This window comes from Klebsiella sp. 28 (genome assembly GCF_018223905.1).
In the GTDB taxonomy this organism is placed as follows: Bacteria; Pseudomonadota; Gammaproteobacteria; order Enterobacterales; family Enterobacteriaceae; genus Klebsiella; species Klebsiella pneumoniae.
Genome location: NZ_JAGRQY010000203.1, coordinates 1 through 10,136, shown reverse-complemented (window position 1 = coordinate 10,136; position 10,136 = coordinate 1). Strand labels below are relative to the sequence as shown.

Annotated in this window: 8 protein-coding genes; 6 read left to right on the top strand and 2 right to left on the bottom strand. The window is 60.4% G+C overall.

Going from position 1 to position 10,136, the window contains the following annotated elements; all coding sequences use genetic code 11:
• Positions 1 to 385, top strand: a 385-nt coding sequence (gene gspB / locus KHQ28_RS25955; protein ID WP_211777731.1) for a type II secretion system assembly factor GspB, incomplete at its 5' end; no start/stop codon positions are given.
• A 38-nt stretch (positions 386 to 423) separates the two neighbouring features.
• On the opposite strand, the gene gspS is transcribed toward gspB, so the two are convergent.
• A complete protein-coding gene (gspS, locus tag KHQ28_RS25950) occupies positions 424 to 798 on the bottom strand; it encodes a type II secretion system pilot lipoprotein GspS (protein WP_032409075.1) in 375 nt (124 codons plus the stop codon).
• 62 nt (positions 799 to 860) lie between these two features.
• Positions 861 to 995, bottom strand: a complete 135-nt coding sequence (locus KHQ28_RS25945; protein WP_004220794.1) for a hypothetical protein — start codon at positions 993 to 995, stop codon at positions 861 to 863.
• Between the two features lie 390 nt (positions 996 to 1,385).
• Here KHQ28_RS25945 and mrcB point away from each other — a divergent pair, with 390 nt between their 5' ends.
• The 5 genes from mrcB (at position 1,386) to fhuB (ending at position 10,092) form a co-directional block, all read left to right on the top strand.
• Positions 1,386 to 3,938 carry a bifunctional glycosyl transferase/transpeptidase gene (mrcB, locus tag KHQ28_RS25940; RefSeq protein WP_002889208.1) on the top strand — a complete coding sequence of 851 codons (2,553 nt, stop codon included), beginning with the start codon at positions 1,386 to 1,388 and terminating at the stop codon, positions 3,936 to 3,938.
• A 234-nt stretch (positions 3,939 to 4,172) separates the two neighbouring features.
• Positions 4,173 to 6,380, top strand: a complete 2,208-nt coding sequence (gene fhuA / locus KHQ28_RS25935; protein WP_023288395.1) for a ferrichrome porin FhuA — start codon at positions 4,173 to 4,175, stop codon at positions 6,378 to 6,380.
• Between the two features lie 45 nt (positions 6,381 to 6,425).
• Positions 6,426 to 7,223: a Fe3+-hydroxamate ABC transporter ATP-binding protein FhuC gene (gene fhuC, locus KHQ28_RS25930; RefSeq protein WP_004145876.1), complete on the top strand. Its 798-nt coding sequence runs from the start codon at positions 6,426 to 6,428 to the stop codon at positions 7,221 to 7,223.
• Entirely contained in the window at positions 7,223 to 8,113 is an 891-nt protein-coding gene (gene fhuD / locus KHQ28_RS25925; protein ID WP_023279271.1) for a Fe(3+)-hydroxamate ABC transporter substrate-binding protein FhuD, read from the top strand. The genes fhuC and fhuD overlap by 1 nt, the downstream gene beginning before the upstream one ends.
• Positions 8,110 to 10,092, top strand: a complete 1,983-nt coding sequence (gene fhuB / locus KHQ28_RS25920; protein ID WP_004147134.1) for a Fe(3+)-hydroxamate ABC transporter permease FhuB — start codon at positions 8,110 to 8,112, stop codon at positions 10,090 to 10,092. The genes fhuD and fhuB overlap by 4 nt, the downstream gene beginning before the upstream one ends.
• Positions 10,093 to 10,136: the final 44 nt, after the last annotated feature.

Genomic DNA, 10,136 nt, shown 5'->3' with positions numbered 1-10,136 from the left:
GCGGTTAACGGCAGAAGCGCCGCAAACGCTGCCCTTGCCGGTGGCGCATGCGGCGCTTCTGCCGTTAACCGCTGCCGGAGAGGCCGCGCCAAAGACGCCGCCGCCGGCGGCAAAAGCCAGCGCGCCCGCGGCGCCGGAAGTGAACAGCGATACGCTGCCGCCTCTGCGCTACAGCGCCCATGTCTACGCCTCGCGACCGGAAAAGCGCAGCATTGTATTAAACGGCAAAGCGTGGACGGAGGGCGATTCACCCCTGCCGAACCTGGTGGTGGAGCAGATCCAGCAGGATGTGACGATCTTCAGCTTCAACGGCACGACCTTTACCCTCGCGGCGCTGGAGGACTGGCCGGGCGGAAAAATTGACGAGGAGCCGAAAGAGGAATAAAAGCGCACACAATAACCGGCGCGCTGAGGATATTTCGCTTAGTCGCTGCGCAAGCTGGCAATAAATGGCGCGAGCTGACGATTAAATTGACTGCACTGTGTGGCTTCCGGGGTACTGTCCTGTAATAGCTGTTGGTAAAGCCGGTCGCTATTTGGGCTTAACGTCGCCACGTCAATATTTCCCCATCCGCGCGCTTTACCGACATTCACCGCTGCCCGATATATCGTTTCATCAGCGGGGAGATCGCTACGATTACATTTATTCTTGAGATAGCGCGTCCCGGCCGCCACGGACGAGAGCTGCTCGAGCTGCGCCTGGCTGCTGATAGCCGGGCTGAGCGTTGAGGCGGGTTTTTGTTGGCAGCCAGAGAGAAGGGCTACCATGCAAAGCGGAAATATAAGCGGAATACGCATCATAGAGTAATCAAAATAATGAATCACTGGCCGCTAGTTTAACAAATATTTACCTGGTGTCATCATAAAATATTATTCTGCATAAATGTTAACAGGCTCTCATTTTTATCAGCGGAAAGGCGCTTAATCGACTTTACTTTTATCAATAATAAACGTTGGCGCTGGGAAAATATATTTTCATCCGCGGATGATGCCACTGCGTTGACCGGCAGGAAGCGCGCCGTTTTTTATGTTATTAAAAAACATACTCTTTCCCATCTTGTTACGTGCGCAGGAGGTAAAATGCTGGTTAAGAATGTCGCATTTTAGTGCTATCCTGTATGCCCTGAACATTACGTGCTATGTTCTGACTTATTCTGCCGATGATGCGTTTAACACAATGATTTTATGGTGAATTTTTATTGTTAGTATCATGTAACATGAAGCAAACCAACCCTCTGAAAGGCTGGCGGCGCGTCCTGCCTGCCAGCAGGTTGTCGTCCGAAGGATAAGCAGCCTGGACGTTAATTTGAGAGATTTCTTCTTCCTCTGAACAGGGGAAGTATTGAGAATCAGGCCTTTGCGCCTGAACGTTGCGGAGAAAAAGCATGGCGGGAGATGACCGCGAGCCTATCGGACGTAAGGGAAGACCCTCACGTCCGACTAAACAGAAAGTCACCCGTCGCCGGGTCCGGGAAGAGGACTACGACGACGAGTATGATGACGATGATTATGAGGATGAGAAACCGGTGCCGAGAAAAGCCAAAGGCAAAGGTGGCAAGCCTCGTCGGAAGCGCAGCTGGCTGTGGCTGCTGGTCAAGCTGGGGATTGTCTTCGCGGTGCTGATTGCCGCCTATGGCGTCTACCTCGACCAGAAAATCCGCAGCCGCATTGACGGTAAAGTCTGGGAGCTGCCGGCCGCGGTCTATGGCCGGATGGTCAACCTTGAGCCGGACATGCAGATCAGCAAAAACGAGATGGTGCGTCTGCTCAACGCCACGCAGTATCGCCAGGTCAGCGCGATGACGCGCCCCGGCGAATATACCGTGCAGGCTAACAGCATCGAGATGATCCGTCGTCCGTTCGATTTCCCGGACAGTAAGGAAGGGCAGGTGCGCGCGCGTCTTACCTTCGACGGCGACCATCTTGAGACCATCGAGAATATGGATAATAACCGCCAGTTCGGTTTCTTCCGCCTCGATCCGCGTCTTATCACCATGCTGCAGTCGCCGAACGGCGAGCAGCGCCTGTTCGTGAAGCGCAGCGGCTTCCCCGATCTGCTGGTGGATACCCTGCTGGCGACCGAAGACCGCCACTTCTATGAGCACGATGGGATCAGTCTCTACTCCATCGGCCGCGCGGTGCTGGCGAACCTGACGGCAGGCCGAACGGTGCAGGGGGCGAGTACCCTGACCCAACAGCTGGTGAAAAACCTGTTCCTCTCCAGCGAACGCTCCTACTGGCGTAAAGCCAACGAAGCGTATATGGCGCTGATCGTCGACGCCCGCTACAGCAAGGATCGCATCCTTGAGCTGTATATGAACGAGGTGTACCTCGGCCAGAGCGGCGATAACGAAATTCGCGGCTTCCCGCTGGCCAGCCTGTATTACTTCGGCCGTCCGGTGGAAGAGCTGAGCCTCGACCAGCAGGCGCTGCTGGTGGGGATGGTGAAAGGGGCGTCGGTCTATAACCCGTGGCGTAACCCGAAACTGGCCCTTGAACGACGCAATCTGGTGCTGCGTCTGCTGCAGCAGCAGCAGGTTATCGACCAGGAGCTGTACGACATGCTCAGCGCCCGTCCGCTGGGCGTGCAGCCGCGCGGCGGGGTGATTTCACCGCAGCCGGCGTTTATGCAGATGGTTCGTCAGGAACTGCAGGCGAAGCTGGGCGATAAAGTGAAAGATCTCTCCGGCGTGAAGATCTTCACCACTTTCGACTCGGTGGCGCAGGATGCGGCGGAAAAAGCGGCCTCCGAAGGGATCCCGGTTCTGAAGAAACAGCGTAAGCTGGCAGACCTGGAAACCGCCATGGTGGTGGTTGACCGCTTCACCGGCGAAGTGCGGGCGATGGTCGGCGGCGCGGAGCCGCAGTTCGCCGGTTATAACCGCGCGATGCAGGCCCGCCGATCGATTGGTTCTCTGGCCAAGCCGGCGACCTATCTGACCGCGCTGAGCCAGCCGAATCAGTATCGCCTGAATACCTGGATCGCCGATGCGCCGGTGACGATTCGCCTGTCCAACGGTCAGACGTGGTCCCCGCAGAACGACGATCGTCGTTTCAGCGGTCAGGTGATGCTGGTCGATGCCCTGACTCGCTCGATGAACGTCCCGACGGTTAACCTCGGGATGGCGCTGGGCTTGCCGGCGGTAGTCGATACCTGGACTAAACTGGGGGCGCCGAAGAATCAGCTCAACGCGGTGCCGTCGATGCTGCTTGGCGCGCTGAACCTGACGCCGATTGAAGTGGCCCAGGCCTTCCAGACCATCGCCAGCGGTGGGAACCGTGCGCCGCTTTCCGCGCTGCGGTCAGTGATTGCCGAAGATGGCACTGTGCTCTACCAGAGCTATCCGCAGGCGGAGCGCGCGGTGCCTGCCCAGGCGGCCTACATGACGCTGTGGACTATGCAGCAGGTGGTGCAGCGCGGTACGGGGCGTCAGCTGGGGGCGAAGTATCCGGGCCTGCATCTGGCGGGGAAAACCGGGACCACCAACAATAACGTCGATACCTGGTTCGCCGGCATCGACGGTAGTCAGGTGACCATCACCTGGGTGGGTCGCGACAATAACCAGCCGACCAAACTGTACGGCGCCAGCGGAGCGATGTCGATTTACCAGCGCTATCTGGCGAACCAGACGCCAACGCCGCTGGTGCTGACGGTGCCGGAAGACGTGGTTGATATGGGCGTGGACAGCAACGGCAACTTCGTCTGCAGCGGCGGTATGCGTTCTCTGCCGGTCTGGACCACGCAGCCGGATGCGCTGTGCCGTCAGGGCGAAATGATGCAACAGCAGCAGTTGCAGCAACAGGAAGCGAAAAATCCGTTTAATCAGTCCGGGCAGCAGCCGCCGCCGCAGCAGCAACAGCAGCAACAGCCGCCGAAGCAGCAGGAAAAGAGCGACGGCGTCGCGGGCTGGATCAAGGATATGTTCGGCAGTAACTGATTTTGACCGCACGACCAGACCCCTTAATACGAAAGTATTAAGGGGTTTTTTTATGCCTGTAAAAAAGTTAACGGCTCTTTAACTCCATAATAACTATCTGGTTATTAATTCAGCCTTCGACCGGCGGCGACAGGCATATCGCTTGCCTTGCCTTCGACGTTTCGCCTATTATATCGCCCGTCATAATAATAATTCTCGTTTACGTTATCATTCACTTTCATCAGAGATATACCCATGGCGCGTCCAAAAACTGCTCAGCCAAATCACTCGCTGCGTAAAGTCGCAGCTGTAGTAGCCACGGCGGTTAGCGGCATGTCTGTCTACGCACAGGCAGCAGAACAACCGAAGCAAGAAGAAACCATCACCGTCGTTGCCACCCCGGTCGCCCAGGAAAGCGCCTGGGGACCGGCGCCGACTATCGCGGCAAAACGCTCCGCCACGGCGACCAAAACCGATACCCCGATTGAAAAAACGCCGCAGTCTGTGTCGGTGGTGACGCGCCAGGAGATGGAGATGCGCCAGCCGACGACGGTAAAAGAGGCGCTCTCCTATACGCCCAGCGTCTTCTCCACTCGCGGCAGTTCGACCACCTATGACGTGGTCACCATTCGCGGCTTCACCACCTCGACGACCGTCAACACCAACCAGTATCTGGACGGCATGAAGCTGCAGGGGAATAACTACTCTGAAGTCTCCATGGATCCTTACTTCCTCGAGCGTGTGGAAGTGATGCGCGGGCCAACCTCGGTGCTGTACGGCAACAGCAACCCGGGCGGTATCGTCAGCATGGTCAGCAAGCGCCCGACTACCGAGCCGCTGAAAGAAGTGCAGTTTAAGATGGGCACCGACAATCTGTGGCAGACCGGGTTTGACTTTAGCGACGCCATTGATGATGCTGGCGTTTGGTCGTATCGCCTGACCGGCCTTGGCCGCAGTCAGGATGCCCAGCAGCAGATGGCGAAATCGACTCGCTACGCGGTGGCGCCCTCCTTTAGCTGGCGTCCGGACGATAAAACCGACTTCACCTTCCTGAGCAACTTCCAGAATGACCCGGATGCGGGCTACTACGGCTGGCTGCCGCGCGAAGGCACCGTGGTGCCGTATTACGACGCCAACGGTAAGGCGCACAAGCTGCCGACCGATTTCAACGAAGGCGAGTCCGATAATAAAATCTCCCGCCGCCAGAAGATGGTGGGCTACAGCTTCTCCCATCAGTTCGATGACACCTTTACCGTGCGGCAGAACCTGCGCTATGCCGATGTGCATACGCTCTATCGTTCGGTATACGGCAACGGCTATGTCGCGCCGGGCTACATGAATCGCGCCTACGTGCGCTCCGACGAGCACCTGAACACCTTCACCGTCGATACCCAGCTGCAGTCTGATTTCGCCACCGGCGCGGTCAGCCATACGCTGCTGACCGGCGTGGACTACTCGCGGATGCGTAACGATGTGGATGCCGACTACGGGACGGCGGATCCTATCAGCATGAGCAATCCGCAGTACGGCAATCCGAATATTCAGGTCACCTTCCCGTACGCGGTCCTCAACCGGATGGAGCAGACCGGCCTGTACGCGCAGGATCAGATGGAGTGGGATAAATGGGTGATGACCCTGGGCGGCCGTTACGATTACGCCACGACCTCAACGTTAACCCGCGCCACCAACAGCCTGGCGGAGAATCACGACCAGCAGTTCAGCTGGCGCGGCGGCATCAACTACCTGTTCGATAACGGCATCTCGCCGTACTTCAGCTACAGCGAATCGTTTGAACCGGTATCGGGTTCCAACAGCCGCGGCCAGCCGTTCGATCCGTCGCGCGGTAAGCAGTATGAAGCCGGCGTGAAATACGTGCCGAAAGATATGCCGGTGGTGGTCACCGCGGCGGTCTATCAGCTGACCAAAGACAAGAACCTGACGGCTGATCCGGCTAACCAGGCGTTCAGCATCCAGACCGGCGAGATCCGCTCCCGCGGCCTTGAGCTGGAGGCGAAGGCGGCGGTGAACGCCAATATTAACGTCACCGCGGCCTACAGCTACACCGATGCGGAGTACACTCACGATACGGTGTTCAACGGCAAACGTCCGGCGGAAGTGCCGCGTAACATGGCCTCCCTGTGGGCGGATTATACCTTCCACGAAACCGCGCTGAGCGGTCTGACGATTGGGGCCGGGGCGCGCTATATCGGTTCAACGGTCAGCTACTACAAAAATGACACCAGCACCGGTAAGAAAAATGATGCCTTTAGTGTGGCCGGTTATGCGCTGATGGATGCGACGGTGAAATACGATCTGGCGCGCTTTGGCCTGCCGGGATCGTCGGTCGGCGTCAACGTCAACAACCTGTTCGACCGCGAATATGTCTCCAGTTGCTACAGCGAATACGCCTGCTACTGGGGCGCCGGACGTCAGGTCGTCGCCACCGCCACCTTCCGTTTCTAACCACCTACGGGCGCGGTTCGCCGCGCCCTCTATCAGGTTATCGCTATGCAGGAACAGACTCCGCACGCAGAAACCACCTTCGCGCTGGATCGCGTCACTTTCCGTGTGCCTGGTCGCACATTGCTCCATCCGCTCTCGCTCACCTTCCCGTCCGGAAAAGTCACAGGCCTGATCGGCCATAATGGCTCCGGCAAATCGACGTTACTGAAAATGCTTGGCCGTCATCAGCCGCCCTCCGCAGGCGAAGTGCTGCTGGACGGGCAGCCGCTGGAGAGCTGGGGCAGCAAAGCCTTTGCCCGCAAAGTGGCCTATCTGCCGCAGCAGCTGCCGCCGGCCGAAGGTATGACGGTGCGCGAGCTGGTGGCGATCGGCCGCTATCCATGGCACGGCGCGCTGGGTCGCTTTGGCGCAGCGGACCGTGAGAAAGTAGAAGAGGCGATTGCGCTGGTGGGGCTGAAGCCGCTCGCTCATCGTCTGGTGGACAGCCTCTCCGGCGGTGAACGCCAGCGGGCGTGGATCGCCATGCTGGTGGCGCAGGACAGTCGCTGCCTGCTGCTCGATGAACCCACCTCGGCGCTGGATATTGCTCATCAAGTCGATGTTCTGGCGCTGGTGCATCGTCTCAGCCAGCAGCGCGGCCTGACGGTGATCGCCGTCCTGCACGATATTAATATGGCGGCCCGCTATTGCGACTATCTGGTGGCCCTGCGCGGTGGAGAAATGATTGCCCAGGGGACGCCGGCGGAACTGATGCGCAGCGACACTCTGGAACAGATCTACGGCATCCCGATGGGGATCCTGCCACACCCGGCCGGTGCGGCGCCGGTAAGCTTTGTCTATTGATGATGAACCCAACTCTGATAACCCGACGCCGCCTGCTGATCGCGATGGCGCTCTCGCCGCTGCTGTGGCAGATGCGCGGCGCGCAGGCGGCCGACGTCGACCCGCAGCGCGTGGTCGCCCTGGAGTGGCTGCCCGCGGAGCTGCTGCTGGCGCTCGGCGTGACGCCCTATGGCGTGGCCGATATTCCCAACTATCGCTTGTGGGTGAACGAACCCGCGCTGCCCGACTCGGTGATCGATGTTGGTCTGCGTACCGAACCCAACCTTGAACTGCTGACGCAGATGAAACCGTCGTTTATCGTCTGGTCGGCGGGCTACGGCCCGTCGCCGGAGAAGCTGGCGCGTATCGCGCCCGGCCGCGGTTTCACCTTCAGCGACGGCAAACGGCCGCTGGCGATGGCCCAGCGTTCGCTACTGGAAATGGCCGATCTGCTGGGCAAAACGCAGCAGGCGAAGCGCCATCTGGCGGAGTTCGACGCGCTGATGGAGAGCCTGCGTCCGCGTTTTGCCGGGCGCGGCGATCGTCCGCTGCTGATGATCTCTCTGCTCGATCCCCGCCACGTGCTGGTGTTTGGCGAAAACTGCCTGTTCCAGGAGGTGCTTGATCGCTTTGGTATTAAAAACGCCTGGCACGGCGAAGCGGCATTCTGGGGAAGCGTTAGCGTTGGCATCGACAGGCTGGCGGCATTTAACGAAGCCGATGTCATCTGTTTCGACCATGGCAATGAGCGAGATATGGCTCAACTGCTGGCGACGCCGCTATGGCAGGCGATGCCCTTCGTGCGCGCGGGCCGCTTCCAGCGCGTTCCGGCGGTTTGGTTCTACGGCGCGACGCTGTCAGCGATGCATTTTGCCCGCGTGCTGGCTGATGCCCTGGGGAGACCGGCATGAATACGCGTCTCTCGCCGTTAGCTATTATCCTGCTGGCCGGGCTGCTGGGCGTCGCCTTCGCGCTGAGCATCGTCAACCTCAATGTCGCCTTGCCCTATGCGCAGTGGCGGCAGGCGCTGTGGCAGCCGGATGTCGATGATATTGCCCAAATGCTGTTTCATTACAGTTTGTTACCGAGACTGGCTGTTGCGCTGCTGGTGGGCGCCGGGCTGGGACTGGTTGGCGTCCTGTTCCAGCAGGTGCTGCGTAATCCGCTGGCGGAACCGACCACCCTTGGCGTCGCCACCGGCGCGCAGCTGGGGATAACGGTCACCACGTTATGGGCTATTCCCGGCGTGCTGGCGTCGCAATTCGCCGCGCTGGCCGGGGCCTGTCTGGTGGGCGCGCTGGTGTTTGGCGTCTCGTGGGGCAAGCGCCTGTCGCCGGTAACGCTGATCCTGGCGGGGCTGGTGGTCAGCCTTTACTGTGGCGCGCTTAACCAGCTGATGGTGATTTTCCATCACGACCAGCTGCAAAGCATGTTCCTGTGGAGCACCGGGACGCTGACGCAGACCGACTGGAGCGTGGCGCAGCGCCTGTGGCCGCAGCTGCTTGGCGGGGCAATACTCACCTTGCTGCTGCTGCGGCCGCTGACCCTGATGGGGCTCGATGACGGGGTGGCGCGTAACCTCGGGCTGGCGCTGTCCCTGGCGCGCCTCGGCGCCCTGACGCTGGCGATTGTCATCAGTGCGCTGCTGGTGAACGCGGTAGGGATTATCGGCTTTATCGGCCTGTTCGCGCCGCTGCTGGCGAAAATGCTTGGCGCCCGTCGGCTGCTGGCGCGGCTGCTGCTGGCGGCGCTGATCGGCGCGCTGCTCCTGTGGCTTTCCGATCAGGTGATCCTCTGGCTGAGCCGAGTATGGCGGGAAGTCTCCACCGGCTCGGTCACCGCCCTGATTGGCGCGCCGCTGCTGCTGTGGCTGCTGCCGCGGTTGCGCAGCATCAGCGCCCCGGTGATGAACGGCGGCGATAATGTGCAGCCTGAGCGCTATCATGTGCAATGGTTTGTTCTCGCAGGCGTCGCGTTGCTGCTGCTGGCGGTGAGCGTGGCGCTGGCCTTTGGTCGCGATGCCCACGGCTGGCTGTGGGCCCACGGCGATCTGCTGGAGCAACTGCTGCCCTGGCGCTGGCCGCGGGTGCTGTCGGCGCTGTTCGCCGGGGTCATGCTGGCGGTCGCCGGCTGTATTATCCAGCGCCTGACCGGCAACCCGATGGCCAGCCCGGAAGTGCTGGGCATCAGCTCCGGCGCGGCTTTTGGCGTGGTGCTGATGCTGTTCTTCGTGCCTGGCGACGCCTTTGGCTGGCTGCTGCCGGCCGGCAGCCTTGGCGCGGCGGCCACCTTGCTGATCATTATGCTCGCCGCCGGGCGCGGCGGCTTCTCGCCGCATCGGATGCTGCTGGCGGGGATGGCGCTGAGCACCGCCTTCACTATGCTGCTGATGATGCTGCAGGCCAGCGGCGATCCGCGTATGGCGCAGATCCTGACGTGGATCTCGGGGTCGACATATAGCGCGACGCCGGAGAGGGTGGTGCGTAGCGGCGCGGTAATGCTGGCGCTGCTGGCGCTGGCGCCGCTCTGTCGTCGCTGGTTAACCATCCTGCCGCTGGGCGGGGAGGCGGCGCGAGCGGTGGGCATGGCGCTGACGTCATCGCGGATTGTTCTGCTGCTGCTGGCGGCCTGCCTGACGGCGGCGGCGACGCTGACCATCGGCCCGCTGAGCTTTGTCGGGCTGATGGCGCCGCATATCGCGCGGATGATGGGCTTCCGGCGAACCCTACCGCATATGGTGATTTCAGGGCTGACTGGCGGGCTGCTGCTGGTCTTCGCCGACTGGTGCGGACGGATGATGATGTTCCCGTATCAGATCCCGGCGGGGCTACTGTCGACCTTTATCGGCGCGCCTTACTTTATTTATTTGCTGAGAAAGCAGAGTCGCTAACGGTCCTGGATGGCTTCAACATCCCCGGTGGCGCTATCGCTTAC

What these genes read in the sequence shown, in the direction of transcription:
- fhuB (WP_004147134.1), top strand. Translation starts at nt 8,110, where the DNA reads ATGAATACGCGTCTCTCGCCGTTAGCTATTATCCTGCTGGCCGGGCTG.
- mrcB (WP_002889208.1), top strand. Translation starts at nt 1,386, where the DNA reads ATGGCGGGAGATGACCGCGAGCCTATCGGACGTAAGGGAAGACCCTCA.
- fhuD (WP_023279271.1), top strand. Translation starts at nt 7,223, where the DNA reads ATGATGAACCCAACTCTGATAACCCGACGCCGCCTGCTGATCGCGATG.
- fhuA (WP_023288395.1), top strand. Translation starts at nt 4,173, where the DNA reads ATGGCGCGTCCAAAAACTGCTCAGCCAAATCACTCGCTGCGTAAAGTC.
- fhuC (WP_004145876.1), top strand. Translation starts at nt 6,426, where the DNA reads ATGCAGGAACAGACTCCGCACGCAGAAACCACCTTCGCGCTGGATCGC.
- gspS (WP_032409075.1), bottom strand. Translation starts at nt 798, where the DNA reads ATGCGTATTCCGCTTATATTTCCGCTTTGCATGGTAGCCCTTCTCTCT.